The 16,897-nt window shown below is 68.5% G+C and carries 15 protein-coding genes and 1 pseudogene; 7 read left to right on the top strand and 9 right to left on the bottom strand.

Annotation, left to right across the window (positions count from 1 at the left end; genetic code table 11):
- Positions 1-30: 30 nt before the first annotated feature.
- The 5 genes from F4Y45_15775 to F4Y45_15755 all read right to left on the bottom strand — a co-directional run bounded on the left by F4Y45_15775 (position 31) and on the right by F4Y45_15755 (position 5,256).
- Complete coding sequence (locus tag F4Y45_15775) at positions 31-666, bottom strand: sulfoxide reductase heme-binding subunit YedZ (GenBank protein MXY25962.1); 636 nt, start codon at positions 664-666, stop codon at positions 31-33.
- Positions 667-693: 27 nt separating this feature from the next.
- Complete coding sequence (gene msrP, locus F4Y45_15770) at positions 694-1,644, bottom strand: protein-methionine-sulfoxide reductase catalytic subunit MsrP (GenBank protein ID MXY25961.1); 951 nt, start codon at positions 1,642-1,644, stop codon at positions 694-696.
- A gap of 95 nt (positions 1,645-1,739) precedes the next feature.
- A complete protein-coding gene (locus tag F4Y45_15765; protein ID MXY25960.1) occupies positions 1,740-3,113 on the bottom strand; it encodes a hypothetical protein in 1,374 nt (457 codons plus the stop codon).
- Positions 3,110-4,603 (bottom strand): glycosyltransferase, encoded by a 1,494-nt coding sequence (locus F4Y45_15760; protein ID MXY25959.1) that lies wholly within the window; start codon positions 4,601-4,603, stop codon positions 3,110-3,112. Before F4Y45_15760 ends, F4Y45_15765 begins: the two co-directional genes overlap by 4 nt.
- Complete coding sequence (locus F4Y45_15755; protein MXY25958.1) at positions 4,600-5,256, bottom strand: alpha/beta fold hydrolase; 657 nt, start codon at positions 5,254-5,256, stop codon at positions 4,600-4,602. The genes F4Y45_15760 and F4Y45_15755 overlap by 4 nt, the downstream gene beginning before the upstream one ends.
- Before the next feature lie 53 nt (positions 5,257-5,309).
- On the opposite strand from F4Y45_15755, the gene F4Y45_15750 reads away from it, so the two are divergent.
- The 6 genes from F4Y45_15750 to chrA all read left to right on the top strand — a co-directional run bounded on the left by F4Y45_15750 (position 5,310) and on the right by chrA (position 10,057).
- Entirely contained in the window at positions 5,310-5,762 is a 453-nt protein-coding gene (locus F4Y45_15750; GenBank protein MXY25957.1) for a DUF309 domain-containing protein, read from the top strand.
- Positions 5,763-5,777: 15 nt separating this feature from the next.
- Positions 5,778-6,527 carry a DUF2461 domain-containing protein gene (locus tag F4Y45_15745; GenBank protein ID MXY25956.1) on the top strand — a complete coding sequence of 250 codons (750 nt, stop codon included), beginning with the start codon at positions 5,778-5,780 and terminating at the stop codon, positions 6,525-6,527.
- 38 nt (positions 6,528-6,565) lie between these two features.
- Entirely contained in the window at positions 6,566-6,937 is a 372-nt protein-coding gene (locus F4Y45_15740) for a DUF983 domain-containing protein (protein MXY25955.1), read from the top strand.
- A gap of 77 nt (positions 6,938-7,014) precedes the next feature.
- Entirely contained in the window at positions 7,015-8,190 is a 1,176-nt protein-coding gene (locus tag F4Y45_15735; GenBank protein MXY25954.1) for an MFS transporter, read from the top strand.
- A gap of 105 nt (positions 8,191-8,295) precedes the next feature.
- Positions 8,296-8,886, top strand: coding sequence for a nuclease (locus tag F4Y45_15730; protein ID MXY25953.1), 591 nt, complete (start codon positions 8,296-8,298; stop codon positions 8,884-8,886).
- On the top strand, positions 8,795-10,057 hold the full coding sequence (gene chrA / locus F4Y45_15725) for a chromate efflux transporter (GenBank protein MXY25952.1): 1,263 nt from the start codon (positions 8,795-8,797) through the stop codon (positions 10,055-10,057). The genes F4Y45_15730 and chrA overlap by 92 nt, the downstream gene beginning before the upstream one ends.
- 561 nt (positions 10,058-10,618) lie before the next feature.
- Here the strand turns inward: chrA and F4Y45_15720 are convergent.
- The 4 genes and pseudogenes from F4Y45_15720 to F4Y45_15705 all read right to left on the bottom strand — a co-directional run bounded on the left by F4Y45_15720 (position 10,619) and on the right by F4Y45_15705 (position 15,702).
- Positions 10,619-10,768 (bottom strand): annotated as a pseudogene (locus tag F4Y45_15720) (cell division protein ZapC).
- 1,702 nt (positions 10,769-12,470) lie between these two features.
- A complete protein-coding gene (locus F4Y45_15715; GenBank protein MXY25951.1) occupies positions 12,471-13,772 on the bottom strand; it encodes a citrate synthase in 1,302 nt (433 codons plus the stop codon).
- Complete coding sequence (locus F4Y45_15710; GenBank protein MXY25950.1) at positions 13,757-14,011, bottom strand: DNA gyrase inhibitor YacG; 255 nt, start codon at positions 14,009-14,011, stop codon at positions 13,757-13,759. Before F4Y45_15710 ends, F4Y45_15715 begins: the two co-directional genes overlap by 16 nt.
- Positions 14,008-15,702: a Ppx/GppA family phosphatase gene (locus F4Y45_15705; protein MXY25949.1), complete on the bottom strand. Its 1,695-nt coding sequence runs from the start codon at positions 15,700-15,702 to the stop codon at positions 14,008-14,010. Before F4Y45_15705 ends, F4Y45_15710 begins: the two co-directional genes overlap by 4 nt.
- A gap of 9 nt (positions 15,703-15,711) precedes the next feature.
- Here F4Y45_15705 and F4Y45_15700 point away from each other — a divergent pair, with 9 nt between their 5' ends.
- Positions 15,712-16,836, top strand: coding sequence for a CHAD domain-containing protein (locus tag F4Y45_15700; protein MXY25948.1), 1,125 nt, complete (start codon positions 15,712-15,714; stop codon positions 16,834-16,836).
- Positions 16,837-16,897: the final 61 nt, after the last annotated feature.

Below are 16,897 nucleotides of genomic sequence, written 5' to 3'. Positions count from 1 at the left end.
GCGCCCTTACGGGAGCGTTAGCGCAAGCTCCTACGAGCCTGGGGTAAGACCCCGGGCAGCACCCACAACGCCTGAGCTGTACCGTTTCGCGACGCGCGCGCCCAGGAGCACGGCGAGGATCACGCCGTAGATCATCGGCTCGAAGATCGAGATCTTCACCAGCCAGAGGAAGTGGACGACACCCGCCGCGGCGGCGACGTAGGCAAGCCGGTGCAGCGTCGTCCAGCGGCGGCCGAGCCGCCGGATCCACCCCTGCGTCGACGTCACCGCGAGCGGGAGCAGCATCAGGAAGCCGAACATGCCGGCGGTGACGTACTTCCGCTCGATCACATCGTCGATGATCGCCGTCACGCTGAAGAAGTGATCGAAGACGACGTACGTCGACAGGTGCAGGCATGCATAGAAAAAGGCGAACAGTCCCCACATCCGGCGGAAGCGGATGAGCAACTGCCAGCCGGTGAGCCAGCGCACCGGAGTGACGGCGAGCGAAATCAGGAGGAAACGCAACGCCCAGTCGCCGGTGCGATGGGTGATGGTCTCAATCGGGTTGACGCCCAGCCCGCCGGGTGTAAAGGCGTCCCGGAGGAGCAGCAGCGCGGGAACGAGGCAGACAAGAAAAACAGCAGGCTTGACGCGGCGTATCCACTGTGCTGACGACAGCGCCATGGCTAAGTGGCTACGACCTCCTGGCTGCTAGTAGTTCTCCCGCAGGTCCATCCCGGCGTACATGTGGGCCACCTGCTCGCCGTAGCCGTTGAACATCTCGGTCGGCCGCCGGAAGAAGTCGCCGATCCGGCGCTCGCTCGCCTGCGACCAGCGCGGGTGATCCACTTCCGGGTTCACGTTCGCGTAGAAGCCGTACTCGTGCGGGATGGCCACGTTCCAGGTGTTGCGCGGCTCATCCTCGACAAACTCGATCTTGACGATTGACTTGAGACTCTTGAAACCGTACTTCCAGGGAACCATGAGGCGGAGCGGTGCGCCGTTCTGGTTCAGGAGCGAGCGGCCGTAGATGCCGACCACCATCAGCGCCAGCGGATTGAGCGCCTCGTCCATCCGGAGCCCCTCGACGTACGGGTACTCAAGGTTGCGGGCGCGCTGGCCACGGAACTCCTCCGGGCGGTACAGCGTCTCGAACCGGACGTACTTGGCCCGGGAAGTCGGCTCGAATCGCTTGACGAGGTCGGCCAGCGGAAACCCGACCCACGGGACCACCATCGACCACGCCTCGACACAGCGCAACCGGTAGATCCGTTCCTCCAGCGGGTGCGGGCTGAGGATATCCTCCAGCGCGTAGTCGGCCGCCGGGCGATTCATGTGCCCTTCCACGCGGACCGACCACGGCTCGACTGTCAACTCGTCGGCGTAGCGCTTCGGGTCTTCCTTGTCGAGTCCGAACTCGTAGAAGTTGTTGTAGCTCGTGATCTCGTCGTACGAGTTCTTTCGCTCGTCGGTGCTGAATGGGCTGGGGCTGAGGTCGCCCAGCGGCTCCTGCGCGTGGAGCGCGGAGTCGGAATGCCCGAGCAGCGCCGCGCCGCCCAGTGCGGCGCCGGAAGCCGTCTGGATGAACTGGCGGCGGTTCCAGTAGAGGTGCTCGGGGGTGATCTCCGATGAGCGGATGTCGGACGCCTTCTTTATCAGCATCGGTCTGTTCTCTCCCGTCGGGACGCGCGGTAATCCAGCGTCGGCCTCGCGGCTGGTCTCATCAGCTTCATGGTCCCCTTACGACTGAGGCGTTGTCAACCGCGCCCCCACAGGGACGGCCGCCGGGCAGGTCCACCGGCGGCGGTCGTCCGGCGCCGCCAGACCCAGATGGCGGCCGCGGCGACGCACCCGTACTCCGCCAGTTCCACCCACGCGGGCAAGACCCATCCCTCACCGGCCAGAAACGGTGTCCAGACGACATAGGTTGCGGTGGACGCGAGCGTCCAGGCGCCCAGCGGCCAAATCACCGGCGGCGACGCGGCCGGCCGCACCAGGAACGGCACCAGCCAGACCAGGTACCAGGGGTAGACGGCCGGCATCAGGCTGAGTGTCGCCGCGAGCGGCCATGCCCACGCCGCCGGATCGTAGGGCAGCCGGGTCCGGCGCATGTACGCCGCAACCCCGAGTCCCGCCGCGACCGCCACGACCACGGCCCCGCGCGCGCCGAGCCCCGCCTCGAGCCAACGGAACGCGGGGCCGTTGAAACGCCATTGGGCGACGTAGGTTCCGAGCGATCCGACCGGCAACCAGTCGCCGGTCGCGGTAATGAACGGCAGGTACAGCAGCAGGATAACCGCTGTGCCGGCCACTGCGTCGATCGGCCGGATGCGCCGCCAGAAGACCGGCAGCAGGACGACCGGCAGGAACTTGACCGCTATGGCCCCCGCAAGCGCGACCGCGGCCAGCAGGGACCGGCGCCACGCCAGCGCGTAGGCCGCGGCGACAAGCAGCAGGGTGCCGAGCAGGTCGACGTGCGCGCCGCCTGCCCCCTCGAGTGCCACAAGAGGATGCCAGGCGTAGGCAAGCACCCACCAGCGGCTGCGTCCCGCCGCCGTGAACCAGTGCCAGAGCAGGGCGACAACGAGCAGGTCGCACAGGAGTACGGCGAGCGTCATCGCGACGGCGGAGTCGTCTACCAGCGTGACGAGCAGGAAGAAGCGCTGCGCCAGCGGCGGGTAGACGGAAGGCAGGACGGCGCTGGTCGGGTCGATTCGACGGGTCGCCTCGGTGTGGAGAACCGCTCCGGTGGGATCGGCCGGCGCGATGGCGTAGGGGCTGACGCCTATCTGCTGGACACGGCCATCCCAGATGTAGCGGTAGACATCATCCGAGACGAGCGGGCTGGCGGCCAGGAACACGATGCGCCAGATCAGGGCGAGCGCAAGGCAGAAGAGCAGGGACCGGCTCACCCCGGGCCCTCCCGCCCCCGGCGGCGCGGGGCGGATGAGCGGCGGAGCGTCCAGGGACGGCGGCTGCCGCGTGATCGCGTGGAGCGCCGTCAGGTAGGCAATCGACGCGACGGCGAGGAAGGCGACGAACGCTTCGGCGTTGGCGCGCGCGTCGATCGCGGCGGCGGCGGAGAGGGCGACCAGGAGGACGATGCCGCAGGCGACAATCCGGGCCGTCATGACGCGCTGCGCGACTCCGCGCCGCCTCCTCCCTCCGGCCGGCCGCGCCGGGCCCGCCGCGTGCGGTGGAGCGACCAGATGATATGGAGCATGCGGGCGCCGGCCCGGAGGGTGCCCATGACGGTGCCGGAGATCTTCGACTGCCCGATGCGGGTGCGCTGGCGGACCGGAACCTCGCGGACGCGGAGCGCCGCCTCGGCCGCCTTCACCTGCATCTCTATCGTCCAACCCCAAGTGAGATCCTTCATCCCGAGGTCATCGAGGACGTCGCGGCGGATCGCGCGGAACGGACCGAGGTCGCGGTAGCGGGTGCCCCACAGGCGGTTGATGAGCCAGACGCAGAGCGCGGTGCCGAACCGCGCCGACCAGGGACGGCCGGCGCCGGCGCGATTACCCAGCACGAAGTCCGCCTCGCCGCGGCGGATTGGCTCGACCAGCAGAGGCATCTCCTCCGGATAGTCGCTCCGGTCCGCGTCGAGGAAGACGACGATATCGTCACCTCCGGCGGGCGGCAACGCACGCAGCCCGGCAAGGCAGGCCCTTCCGTAGCCACGCACCGGTTCGCTCACCACCGTCGCGCCCGCCGCGCGTGCGAGCTCTGCGGTCTCGTCGGTCGAGCCGTTGTCGGCAACGATGACGCGATCCGCAATCTCCGGGATCTCGTCCAGTACCTCGGGGATCGCCGCTTCCTCGTTCAGAGCCGGGATAATCACCGAGACCGCGCCGCTCGTGGCGGCTCCGCCGCCTGATCCGGCGGACTCGGTCGCCGCCCGCACCCGGTCCTCGCCGTAGTAGGCGCGCGCCAGCCGGGCCGGCGATGCGCCGGCGACGTAGCGCACCAGCAGCCAGAGATTGGAGATCGTGCGGGGCAGCCAGCCATCCCGCTCCCATCGCCGCGCCGATACGCGCACGCGCTCCGGCGGAAAGCGCAACCGCCCCACCCTCCAGAGGCGCAGGATCAGATCGACGTCCTCCATCAGCGGCAAGGGCGCATAGCCGCCGAGTGCATCGAACGCTTCGCGGCGCACGAAGATGCCCTGATCGCCGTATGGCAACCGCAGCCACTTCGTGCGAAGCGCCACTCCCCTTTCGATGGTCCGGGCAAACCAGTGCGGCGAGGCGATCGCCAGCCGGAACGCGCCACCCACGACATCTTCCCGATCCAGCCCCGCAACGGCCCGCAGACACCCGGGCTCCAGTCGTGCGTCGGCATGAAGAAACAGGAGCCATCGCCCGCCGGCCACCGCCGCCCCGGCGTTCATCTGCCGGCCGCGCCCGCGCGCGCCATCCATCCAGCGCACAGCCGGGAAGCGCCGCCGCAACGCCGCTATCGCCGGATCGGCCGGTTCGCTGTTGACGACGATTACCTCCGGCGAGTCCCCGGCATCGGGCGTCGCCGCGTCGTCAAGGTTGCCGAGCAGGCCTTCCAGCTCTACCGAGTCCCGCAACACCGGGATCACTATCGAGACCACCGGGGCGGCAGACATCATGCGGGAAGATCCAGGAATCGGGCGGTCTCCCACCAGATCCGTTCGTGGCTGGCGGCGAGTTGATGGTCATCGTCCAGGTGGACCAACCGAACGTGCGGCCGTCGTTCGGCCCAGCGCGCCACCATGGCGGCGTCGACGATCTCGTCGCGGTCCCCCTGTAGCACGAGGGTGGAGATGCGACGCCGCGCAGCGAACGAGTTGTACCGCGCGGCATCGGCATACAGCTCGTAGTGAACGCGCGTGGTCGCGCCCGACGCGTAGTGCGTCAGCTCCCACCAACCGGTCTCGCGCCACCGGGCCATTCCCTCCGCCCCCAACTCACCGATCGCGGCCCGGCCGAAGTCGAGGGCCGGCGCAAGCAGCACGAGGCGGCTGATCGGGCGGGAGTCGCCGCCACACTGCCGCTCCGCCGCGTGCAGCGCGGCGAAAGCCCCCAGGCTCGATCCGAAGAGGGTGACGGGATCGGGCGGGAGCTCCGCGACGAGGGCCGAAACCTGCGCGATGACCCGTGAAACCGTCAGGGTCGAGAAATCGGGTTCGTTGAGGTCCGGAAGGTGGAGCACCGAGCCCGTCCCGGCCAGGCGTTCCGCCAGGTACACGGCCTTGGACGACGCCGGCGACGACGCAAATCCGTGCAGGTAGACGTACTGCATCGCGGCGCATCGTATCGCGTATGACGGGCGCCTGAGTGATAATCCTCCCGCCCATGGAAACCATCGACTGGTGCGGCGAACCGCCCCCGCGGCTGCTGCTGGAGGGCGTGGCGCAGTTCAACCGGGGTGAGTTCTTCGAACAACATGAGACGCTTGAAGACCTGTGGCGCGCAGAGGCGCGCGACGTGCGACGGCTATACCAGGGCATCCTGCAGGTCGGCGTGGCGATGTACCACATCGGCCGGCTGAACCATCACGGGGCGATGCACATGTTGACCCGGGGACCGGACTACCTGAGGCCGTTCGCACCGGCGTGCCAGACGGTGAACGTGTCGGACCTGCTCGCCCAGGCGGCGCGGATCCGCGCTGAGGTGGAACGGCTGGGCCCCGATGGGCTCGACGGGTTCGACTGGTCGCTCACCCCGATCGTGCGTTTCGTCGACCCGCCTCCGCGGGCGCCGACACCCGGCTGGACGACCCGCGTCCAGGACCCATCATCGCGCTGACGAACGGAACCATCGATGTCGACACCCTGCTTCTCACCGAAGACGCTCACGTTTCTCCGCGCCCTCAAGCGGAACAACAACCGCGAGTGGTTCAATGCCAACCGCCCCCGCTTCGAGGAACATGTCCGCGCGCCCATGGTGGCGCTCGTCGAGCAACTGGCCCTCGACCTGCCGGCCATCGCCCCCGATCTCATCGCCGAACCGAAGCGGTCGATCTACCGAATCTACCGCGATACCCGCTTCTCGCCCGACAAGACGCCGTACAAGACGCACGTCGCGGCGATTTTCCCGCATCGGGATCTGCCCAAACACGAGGGCGCCGGACTCTACGTGCACATCGCGCTGGACGGCGTGTTCGTCGGCGGCGGACTGTACCGGCCGCAGCCGCGGCAACTGGCGAAACTGCGCGAGTACATCGCGGGCCACCATCGGCAGTTGCGCGCGATAGTCGCCGCGCCGCCGTTCCAGGAAACCTTCGGCGATCTCGCCGGCGAGCGTCTGCAGCGAACGCCTCGCGGGTACGCCGCGGACCATCCGGCGGCCGACCTGCTCCGACTGAAGCAATACCTGGCAGGGCGGGCCCACGAACCGGCCTTCGCAACCGATCCCCGCTTCTACGCCTCGCTCCTGCGCGACTTCACGGTCCTGGCGCCGGTGGTCCGCTACCTGAACGGCCCCCTCACGACGGCCGAGGCGCTGCTCGAGGAGGCGTTGACCGGTGAGGAAGCGCGCCGTCCGTCGCGTGGCGCCAGCGCCGGCCGCTGACGGCACGGTGTTAACATGCCCGCCACAGGGGGTGGCCCGTGTTCCGCGAGGTTGTCGTCATGCTGCTGCGCGCATGCCGGCTGAGATGTCCCTGCTGCGGCTACGGACGGCTCTTCAAGTCGGCGACGCGGCTGCACGAGCGCTGTTCGGCATGCGGCGAGGCGTTCGAACGTGAACCGGGGCAGTCGCTTGGCGCCGTTTACATCAACCTCGGCCTGACGCTTGGCGTCGTCGCTGCGGGCTACCTGCTCATGCGGTCCTTCACCTCACTTACGACAACGCAGTTGATGGTCATCTGGATGGCGGTGGCGGGAATCGGGCCGTTCGTTCTTCACCGCCATGCGACCGCGCTCTGGACCGGCATCGTCTTCCTGGGTGAGGGGCTCTACATTCCGTGGCCGAACCGGTAGGCGAGGCCACGGAACCAGACGCGCCCATCAAGGAGGCGCGGCCCGCCGGCCGCGGTCTGACCGGCGCCCTCCTCCGCCTGGGCGCTGCCTTTACGTTCCCGGACTTCCGCAACCTCTGGACCGCCGCGTTCACATCCGCCGTCGGCACCTGGATGCAGCGCTTCGCGCAACAGTGGCTGATCTTCGACCTGACGGGGTCGGCGTTCTACCTGGGACTCGACATGTTTGTCGGAGCTGTTCCGCTGCTACTGTTCACGCTGATTGGCGGCGTGACCGCCGACCGGTACGACCGCCGCCACCTGCTGATGGCATCGCAGGCGATCCAGATGGTCTGCGCCCTCACGCTGACCGCCCTGGTCCTCACCGGGGCGGTCAGCGTTCCCTACATTCTCGCGCTCTCCTTCACTACCGGGCTGGCCCAGGCGTTCGGCGGGCCGGCATTCCAGTCCATCATCCCGGCCCTGGTGCCGCGGAGCACGCTGCCGAACGCGGTGGCGCTCAATTCGATTCAGTTCAACCTGGCGCAGTCCGTCGGTCCCTTCATAGGCGGCCTGGTGTTCACGACCCTCGGCCTCGCCGCCTGCTTCGGGTTGAACAGCGTCTCGTTCCTGGTGGTAATCGTCGTCCTGGCTCTCATGCAGTTGCCGCCGCCCAACCGCGCCAACCGCCAACCGATGACCGAGGAGATAAAGGGCGGGCTCCGGTTCGTCAGCCGCGGTGTCTTCCTCGCCCTGACCGTCCTTGCCGCCTGCACGACGTCGCTGGGTTTGCCTATCCGCGCCTTCCTGCCGGTCTTCGCCGGTGACCCGGAAACCCTCAGCCGGATGATGACCTGCCTCGGCGTCGGCGCCGTGTTCGGCGCCCTCATAGTCGCCTGGCTCGGGAAGTTCGAACGCATGGGAGAGACGCTGCTCTGGGTGCTGGGCCTGTTCGGCGCCACCATCGCGGCGTTCGCCCTGCTGCCGATCACGCTCGTGAGCTACGCCCTGCTGGTGCAGGCGGGAGCGGCCCTCCTGGTGGTCTTCTCGCTCACGGCATCGCTGGTGCAACTGACCGTCCCGGACGAATTGCGCGGACGGGTGATGAGCGTGTACTTGATGGCCTTCCGCGGCGGCATGCCGATCGGCAGCCTCGTAAGCGGCTGGCTGACCACCGCGCTCCCGACCCCAACCGTGATCGCAATGAACGGCGGAGTGCTGGTGATGATCGCCGCCTACTTCCTCGTCCGCAGTCACGGCATCCGCGAGCTGTAGTGGCCTGGCGCCTTCGGCGTCCACCCCGGGGCTGGCGCCCGCGCCGTCTGGACGTGCGTGGTAGATTGGCCGACGACAGGCTATATCCGGAAAGGAAGTGAACTTATGCTCTCTACCAACGGGAACTCCCGGCACAACGTGTACGTTCTGGTCGACGGCGAGAACGTAGACGGGACTCTCAGCACGATCCTGAACCGGCCGCCGCAATCGGAGGATCGGCCTCGTTGGGAGACGGTCTTTCGCTTCGCCGAAAACCTCTGGGGAGGACGCTCTGCCAAGGCGATGTTCTTCATCAACGTCCGCCCGGAAGCGACGGTTCCCTGGCCCTTCGTGCAGGCACTGCTGGCCTGCCACTTCCGTCCGGTCCTGCTCACCGGCCGGGACGGCCGCAAGGTGGTGGACGAAGGAATCCAGAAAACGCTCCACGCCCTCGAGGCCCGCGAGGGCGACGTCCTGCTGCTGAGTCACGACAAGGACTTCTCCTCAGCCCTCGCCGCGCTCGGAAGTAACGACGACCGCCACATCGGCGTCCTCGCGTTCAGGGAATACCTCGCCGCCGACTACACGCACATGCCGAATCTGGACATCTTCGATCTCGAGACGGATGCCCGGGCGTTCCAGAACGGCCCGCTCCCGAGGATGCGGCCGGTGCAGATCGACGAGTTCGACCCGGCTGTCCTGCTGGACAGCCTCTAGCGAACGGCAACCCGTGGCGGCACCGCGCGTACCCCTGACCGAGCTGGCGGGGCTGTTCGTACGGCTCGGCGTCACTGCGTTCGGGGGACCCGCCGCGCACATTGCGATGATGCGCGACGAAGTCGTGGACCGCCGGCGCTGGCTCACGGACCGCGAGTTCCTCGACCTGGTCGCCGCCACCAACCTGATCCCGGGGCCGAACTCGACGGAACTGGCGATCCATCTTGGCTACCGGCACGGCGGAATCCCCGGGTTGCTGGTGGCGGGCGCGTCGTTCATCTTCCCCGCCGCGCTCATCGTCGGGATCATCGCCTGGGGCTATGCGCGGTACGGCGAAACGCCGCAGGTGGGCTGGCTGATGTACGGCATCGGTCCGGTCGTCATCGCCATCGTCGCGCAGGCCATCGTGAAGTTGAGCGTGAGCGCCGTGCGCGGGGTGGCGCTCGGATTGATTGGCGGCACGGTTCTGGTGCTGTCGATCCTCGGCGTGAACGAACTGGTGCTGCTGGCCGCCGGGGCAGTGGCGGGGCTGGCCCTCGCGATCGGGCCACGCGCCGGGGCAACCGCGATGGCGGCGTTGGCGGCGGTAGCCACCAGCATCGGCCAGGTCGCGGCGCAGGCGTCCGCCGTGGCGGCGGCAGAGCTGCCGTTCACGCTGACGCGGCTGGCCCTGTTCTTCGCGAAGGTGGGCTCGGTGCTGTTCGGGAGCGGCTATGTGCTGCTTGCCTTCCTGCGCGCCGACCTGGTCGAACGTTGGGGGTGGCTGACCGATCAGCAGTTGATTGACGCGATTACCGTCGGACAGGTGACACCGGGGCCGGTCTTTACGACAGCGACGTTCATCGGGTACCTCTTGGGCGGCTGGAGCGGCGCGGCGCTCGCGACGGCGGCGATCTTCGCGCCCGGATTCGTCTTCGTGGCGCTCAGTCAGCCGCTCATTCCGAAACTGCGGGCGTCGCGCCTGCTGAGCGGCGTGCTCGACGGCGTGGTGGTGGCCTCGCTTGGTCTGATGGGCGCGGTTGCCTGGGTGCTCGCGCGCACCACGGTGGTCGATCTGTCCACGGCGGCCGTTGCGGCGGCCGCCACCGGCCTGCTGCTGTGGAAGCAGCCGAACTCGACCTGGCTGATCCTGGCCGGCGCCGCCGCCGGCTGGCTCCTGCGGGGCGGCTAGCGCGCCCTTGCGGGCGAGTGCCGGATCCGTTCGGTCCCGTGCGGACCGATCCGGTCGCCGAGCATGGGAAGGAACGGGCGGTGAGGGTGACGGGGACTTCATCGGGCGGGACGCTGCCGAGCGGCGGACTCCTGGCCCTTGTGATCGGGTTGGCCAGCGCGGGCAGCCCGTCTGCGCTGCAGGCCGGTCAGGTCCCCGGGCAGGAGCCTGGGGCGACCCGGGCGGTCGATGCCGGCGTCCTGACCGGCCGCCCGGCCGTCCGCCCGCCACGGCTGGCGCGCCCACCGACCATCGACGGGCGGCTCGACGAGGTGGTCTGGCGCGAAGCCGCGCGCATCACGGAGCTCGTTCAGCGTCGGCCGTTCGACGGGATACCGGCCAGCGAAGCGAGCGACATCTACCTCGCCTACGACGACAGCAACCTCTACGTGGGGCTGCATGCGCACTACGGCGACCCCGGCATGCTCCGTGCGAACCGCCGCGACCGCGACCAGACCATCGAGGACGACCTGTTTCTGATCTACCTCGATCCCTTCCTCGATCAGCAGCGGGCGTACGTCTTCACGGTGAACGGCTACGGCGTGCAGGGCGACGCCATCCTGCAGGCAGGCGCCATCGGCGGCGGCCGCTTCGGCGTCCCCCGCGGCGACGCCTCCTGGGACGTCCTGTTCGAGACGGCGGCCGAGCTCGTCGACGACGGCTTCGTCGCCGAGATGGCCATTCCGTTCAAGAGTCTCCGGTATCCGCGGCGCGAGGCCGGGGTTCCGCACCGCTGGGGGCTGCAGATTGCGCGGATCGTCGGCGGCCGGGACGAAGCCGACGTCTGGTCGCCCACCTCGCGCGACATCGCCGGCTTCCTGCCGCAGATGGGCGTCCTGGAAGGTATGACCGACCTGTCGCGCAGCCACAACCTGGAGATCCTGCCCACACTCACGGCGATCCGCTTCGGTTCCCTGAACCGCGCGACCGGCCGCTTCGCGGACAAGGACCTGTCACCCGAAAGCGGCGTCAACGTCAAGTACGGCGTTACGTCCAACCTCACCGCGGACGTGACGTTCAACCCCGACTTCTCGCAGGTCGAGTCGGACCTTCCGCAGATCGAGGTCAACCAGCGCTTCGCGCTGTTCTATCCGGAACTGCGCCCGTTCTTCCTCGAAGGCGCCGAGATCTTCGATATCCCGACGGCGATCACGCCGGTCCACACGCGCCAGATCGTGGACCCCGCGTTCGGCGCCAAGCTGACCGGCAAAGTCGGGCGGACCACCGTCGGCGTGCTCTACGCCAACGATGCGGAGCCCGGGAACGTGGGCGACGGCGAGGATCCGGCATCCGGAGCGCCGGGCCACGCCTTCGTCGGCCGAATGCGCTACGACCTCTACGCCGAATCCCACGTCGGCGCCATCTTTACCAGCCGGGAGCCGCTCGAAGGCTACAGCCGGCTCGGCGGCGTGGACGCGCGATTCCGCCTCGGCGACACCCACTCGGTGTCGTTCCTCGCCATGGGAACCGACCATCGGGACGGACGGGACCCCGGGGCCCGGGGCTACCTGCTCGACGCCGCGTTCCGCAAGCGCGGGCGGAACCTGCGCTACTCCCTGGCCACCTACGCGCTGTCTCCCGATTTCAGGACGGATCTCGGGCACGTGCCCCGGACGGACCAGCGGCTCACGAGCCTCACCGGCGGGTACCGCTGGTGGCCGGAGCACTGGCTCCGCAACTGGGGTCCGGAGTTCCTCTACACGCGCAGCTACGACTTCACCGGGGTGCTGCAGGACGAGATCGCCGACGCGGGTATCAACCTGGCGCTCTTCAGGAACATGTTCGTGGCCGGAAACGTGCGCCGGGAGCTGGAACGCTACGAGGGGCTCGACTTCTTCAAGACCCGCTCGCGCGTCTTCGGCCGGGTGGATACGAGCCGGCGGGTCGGCTTCACTCTCGAGTACCGGCGGGGCGACCAGATCTTGCTCGACCCGATCAACCCCTACCTGGGGCACGAGCAGGGGATCTCCGCATCGATCAACCTCCGCCCCGTCTCGCGCCTGCGGTCGGCGATCAACGTCACCACCAACCGGTTCACCGGCCCCCTAGGCGGTAGGGACGTGGTGTTCGATGTCCGGATCTTCCGCGCGTTGACGACCTATCAGTTCACCAACCGGCTGCTCTTTCGCAACATCAGCGAGTACGACACTCTGGACCGGAAGCTCGACCTGAACTTCCTGCTCACCTACCGCGTAAACGCGGGCACGGTTTTCTACGCGGGCTACGACGACCACTACCAGCAGGCCGACCTGATAGAGGGTGACCTGCTGGACTGGTACGGCACGGGCGTCCGGCGGCGGCACGTGACCGGACGGCAGCGGACGAACCGCGCGGCGTTCCTGAAGTTCCAGTATCTATTCCGCTACTGACGTCCTCAGCCGCGGGCGTCGAGGGAAACGTAGTCGCGGGCGTCCGGACCGGTGAAGACCTGCCGGGGACGGGCGATCCTCTGTTCCTTGTCACCCATCAGTTCGTTCCATTGCGCCACCCAACCCGGGGTGCGCCCGATGGCGAAGAGAACGGTGAACATGGCGGGATCGAAGTCCATCGCCTCGTAGATCAGTCCCGAGTAGAAGTCGACGTTCGGGTACAACCGGCGCTGCACGAAGTAGTCGTCTTCCAGCGCGATCCGCTCCAGCTCGATCGCGATGTCCAGCAGCGGATTGCGTCCGGTGACTTCGAACACCTCGTACGCGGTCTTCTTGATCACCGTCGCCCGGGGATCGTACGACTTGTAGACGCGGTGGCCGAAGCCCATGAGGCGCCCCTCGCCGTCCTTTACGGATCGAATGAAGTCCGGAATGTTGTCGACCGATCCGATCTGGCGCAGCATCCGGAGCACCGCCTCGTTTGCCCCGCCGTGCAGCGGCCCGGAAAGGGCCGCCGCCGCGCCGGCGAGCGAGGCGAAGGGGTCGGCCTCGGAGCTGCCGATGCCGCGCATCGCGCTGGTGCTGCAGTTCTGCTCGTGGTCGGCATGCAGGATGAAGAGGATGTCCAGCGCCCGTTCGAGCACGGGATTGGGGGTATAGGGCTTTCCCTCCGCGTCGTAGAGAACGCTCAGGAAGCGGCCGACATAGTCAAGTCCGTCACCCGGGGTGGCGAACGACCGTCCGCTGCTGCGGCGGCAGGCGCAGGCGGCGATACCCGGCACGAGCGCGATCAGACGGGACATCTGCGCACGGCGCACTTCGGGATCGCGCACCCGTTTCGCGTCGGGGAAGCAGGTGGAGAGAGCGCCGATCGTCGCGAGGAAGATTCCCATGGGATGGGCGCCGTCGTCGAAACCACCCATGAACGCCTCGACCTGCCGGTTGAGCGGCGAGCCGGCGTCGAGCGCCTCCCGATCCAGCTCGGCCGTCCATGCGTCCAGCTCCGTCTGCGTCGGCAGCTCGCCGTTGATCAGCAGCCAGGCCGTCTCGACAAACGTACTGTGCTCCGCGAGCTGCTCGATCGGATAACCCCGGTAGCGGAGGATTCCCCTGTCGCCGTCGATGAACGTGATCGCGCTGCGGCAGTTGGCCGTGTTCAGGTAGGCCGGGTCGTACGTCATCATCCCGAACTCGCCCGGATCCACCTTGATCTTCCGCAGATCGATCGCCCGGATGGTGTCGTCAACAATCGGTACTTCGTACTGCTTCCCGGTCCGGTTGTCGGTAATGGTCAGCGTGTCGCCCATGTCTGCCTGTCGCCTTCCTTCCGTCGTTCTCCGTCGCGGCCTTCGCCGCCGTCCGTCTCCAACCCGCCGCCGTCCTGCTCCGCCGCGTCGGCGACCGACATCGGCCCGCCGGCTACTCGGTAGCGGCCGTCAAGCCAGTTCTGCAGGTCGAAGAGGCGGCAGCGCTCACTGCAGAACGGCCGCCACGCTGGATCGACCGGCCGCTTCCGGCAGTGGGCGCAACGCGCCTCGCTCGTCACGGCCACTCCCCGGACGCCGTTCCGCTCGGTCGCGCCGCGGGCGTGGTCGAGCGGAGCCGGTTGCCGCGGGATTGTAGATCGGCGCGTCGCCGGCCGTCAGGTGCCGGCGATGAAGTCAGCGCGGCGCGGGCCGCCAACGCGGGGCGGGCCGGCGCCGTGATCGCGAGCTCGCACCGGATGACGCGGCCGAGCAGCTTCTCGAGCGGCCCGGCGTTTCGCTGCGCGGCCCACAGCTCGAGCTCCGTATCGCCGGCCGGGGTCACGCGAATGACACAGTCCTGCTGGCCCGCGACCACCTCTATCGACCCCACGCTTTGCGCGTGGCTCCGGTCAAGCCCTTCGGCGACGCGCAGAATGGCCGCGAGCACTCTGACCGTGCGCCGCTTGTCGCCCGGCAAACCGCCGAACTCTCCGTGCGACCGCTTCGGCAAGCCGCGCCGGTGGTAGCGTGCGGCGAGCGCCATCACCTCCACTTCGCCCGGCTCGAAACCGCGCAGGTCGCCGTTCCTGATGAGGTAGTACGAATGCCGGTGGTGCCGCGGATAGCTGATGTGGACGCCGACGTCGTGCAGCATCGCCGCGTATTCCAGCCATTCACGCTCGCGCGCGCCGAGGCCGTGTAACGCCGCGGTCTGATCGAACAGGGCCAGGGCCATTCGCACGACCTGCTCCGTATGGGGTTCTTCGGCCCGGCAGCGGTCGGCGAGTTCCACGACGCTTCGGCGCCGGATGTCGGGAAACTGGTCCACCCTGGCGATGTGAGCCCGGTTCCGGTCGATATAGTCGAGCGCGAGCCCCTCCCGGAGCGCCAGATCGCAGAGCGTCAACTCCCGCGCACCGAGGAGCCGGAGGATTGTGCTCAGCAGAATCGAACCCGCGACGGCCAGATCGGCGCGGCGCGGATCGAGTCCCGGGATGGCGATGCGCCCCGGCAGGTCGAGGGCGGTCAACTCCTTGCGGAGCCGTCGGACCTGCTTCACCGGCACGCGCAGGTTCCGGAGCTCGTCGGGTCGATCCTCGCGCGCGGCGTCCGCCGCCAGCGCGCCGAGGCTGAGAATCGTGCCCGAGGTGCCGATTACCCGATCGAAGCCCTGCTCGCGGATCTTCGTCACGGCCGGAGCCAGCTCCGCCATGATGTGGCGTACCATTCGCCGCTCGTCGCGGTCGCTGATCGGATCGCTCCGGACGAAACGTTCGGTCAGCCGGATGACACCCAGCTTCAGGCTCTCCGCGATCTGCGGCCGGGACGCCCGGCCCAGGGTCAGTTCGACGCTGCCGCCGCCGATATCGACCACCACCGCGGCGCTCCCCGCCACGTCGACGCCGTAGACCGCGGCGCGGTGGATAAGGCGCGCTTCTTCGCTGCCCGAAATCATGCGGGTCTGGATGCCGGTCCGGTGCTGGATCTCCGCAAGGAATTCCCGGCCGTTCTCCGCCTCGCGCACCGCGCTCGTCGCGCAGCCGATCACTTCATCGACATGATGCGAGTCGGCGAGGCGCTTGAACCTGGCCAGCGCAAGCAGTGCCGATCGCCTCGTCGCCTCGGTCAGCGCGCGACCGCCCAGGCCGCCCGCGCCGAGGCGCACCATCTCCTTCTCGCGGTCGACCACCTCGAACGAGTGGTCGTCGCGAACCTGCACCACGATCATGTGGACCGAGTTGGTGCCGATGTCGATGGCGGCTATGCGCACTTGTCAGCGATGCAGGAGCATTCCCTTCCCGAGAGAAGGGTGACTTCGTGTGGCGTGGCAGGGCGGCTTCGGTATAATCGCCTACGTTCCCGAAACGCGCCTGTTTTAGAGCCGGGGGCATCCTACCATGACCGATTCAGGCTGGCCGGCGCGCGGATGACCGGATCGCACCCGCTGAAGGCGCCGCTCGAACGGCGTGTCCGCGCCCTGGTCCGTTCGATTCGGCCGATGCTGGCGGGCGATGTGGAACCGCTGCACCAGTGCCGCGTGGCCACCCGACGTTTGCGCGAGCTGCTGCCGTTGTGCGAGGCGGAGCTGACCGGCCGGCTGGCGGGCCGGGCTCGGCGTCGCGCCCGGGGGCTTGGTCGCACGCTCGGACCGGTTCGTGAGCTGGATGTGGCGCTGGACCTCGTGCTGGAGCTGGAGCAGGAAGGGTGGGCTCAGCCCGCCGGCGCCGCTCGGCTGCGGCAGCGGGTTCGCGAGGAGCGGGATCGGCAACGTCAACGGATGTACACCCGGTTGAAGCCGGCCGCGCTGCGCAAGGTCGAGCGCGACGTCGCCGAGGTGCTGAAGGCGATCGGGACGCACGATGCCACGGATGAATGGGCGCTCGTCCTGTCGACCCGAATCGAGCGCCGGGCCGAGCGGTTGCGCGAGGCAGTGAGGGAAGCCGGACCGATGTACGTCTCGGAACGGGTTCACGAAGTGCGGATTGTCGGCAAGCAGCTTCGGTACGCGCTCGAGCTGACGGTCGACACCGGTGCCGCGGGTGCCGTAGCGGAGCAGACGGCCAGCGCCGTCGCCGGCCTGAAGCAGTTGCAGGAGACGCTGGGACGGCTGCACGATCTGGAGATCCTGCAGGGTCTGCTACGGAGCATCGAGTCGCCAATTGGGCGTAGTGAAGCGTGGGCGACGCAGCTCGACGCGCTCGACCGCGACATCACCGAGGAGTGCCGTCGCCTGCACGGCCAGTTCGTTGCCGGGCAGGCGAAGCTGCTCGACATCAGTCGAATCGCGACGCGGCTCGCTTCGCGCATGTGGAACGCCCACGGTGGCCGCTCCGGCGGCGGGCGCGTGCTCAAGATGACGCTGGGTGGAGCCGATGCTCCCAGGGCGTCGCACGGCCGCCGCTAGCGCGCCCTTGCGGGCGAGCGGGCGCCCAGCTCCTGGCCGCCTTCCACAGGCTGCCTGGCAG

Source organism: Acidobacteriota bacterium, from assembly GCA_009838525.1.
Lineage (GTDB): Bacteria > Acidobacteriota > Vicinamibacteria > Vicinamibacterales > UBA8438 > VXRJ01.
Note: the sequence above shows the minus strand (reverse complement) of the source record. Positions and strands in the feature narration are given on the sequence as shown.

Bases quoted from the DNA above. Each gene is read 5' to 3' on its own strand.
- F4Y45_15775 (MXY25962.1), bottom strand. From the start codon at position 666: ATGGCGCTGTCGTCAGCACAGTGGATACGCCGCGTCAAGCCTGCTGTT.
- F4Y45_15730 (MXY25953.1), top strand. From the start codon at position 8,296: ATGCTCTCTACCAACGGGAACTCCCGGCACAACGTGTACGTTCTGGTC.
- F4Y45_15700 (MXY25948.1), top strand. From the start codon at position 15,712: ATGCAGGAGCATTCCCTTCCCGAGAGAAGGGTGACTTCGTGTGGCGTG.
- F4Y45_15765 (MXY25960.1), bottom strand. From the start codon at position 3,113: ATGACGGCCCGGATTGTCGCCTGCGGCATCGTCCTCCTGGTCGCCCTC.
- chrA (MXY25952.1), top strand. From the start codon at position 8,795: ATGCCCGGGCGTTCCAGAACGGCCCGCTCCCGAGGATGCGGCCGGTGC.
- F4Y45_15755 (MXY25958.1), bottom strand. From the start codon at position 5,256: ATGCAGTACGTCTACCTGCACGGATTTGCGTCGTCGCCGGCGTCGTCC.
- F4Y45_15715 (MXY25951.1), bottom strand. From the start codon at position 13,772: ATGGGCGACACGCTGACCATTACCGACAACCGGACCGGGAAGCAGTAC.
- F4Y45_15760 (MXY25959.1), bottom strand. From the start codon at position 4,603: ATGATGTCTGCCGCCCCGGTGGTCTCGATAGTGATCCCGGTGTTGCGG.
- F4Y45_15750 (MXY25957.1), top strand. From the start codon at position 5,310: ATGGAAACCATCGACTGGTGCGGCGAACCGCCCCCGCGGCTGCTGCTG.
- msrP (MXY25961.1), bottom strand. From the start codon at position 1,644: ATGCTGATAAAGAAGGCGTCCGACATCCGCTCATCGGAGATCACCCCC.
- F4Y45_15745 (MXY25956.1), top strand. From the start codon at position 5,778: ATGTCGACACCCTGCTTCTCACCGAAGACGCTCACGTTTCTCCGCGCC.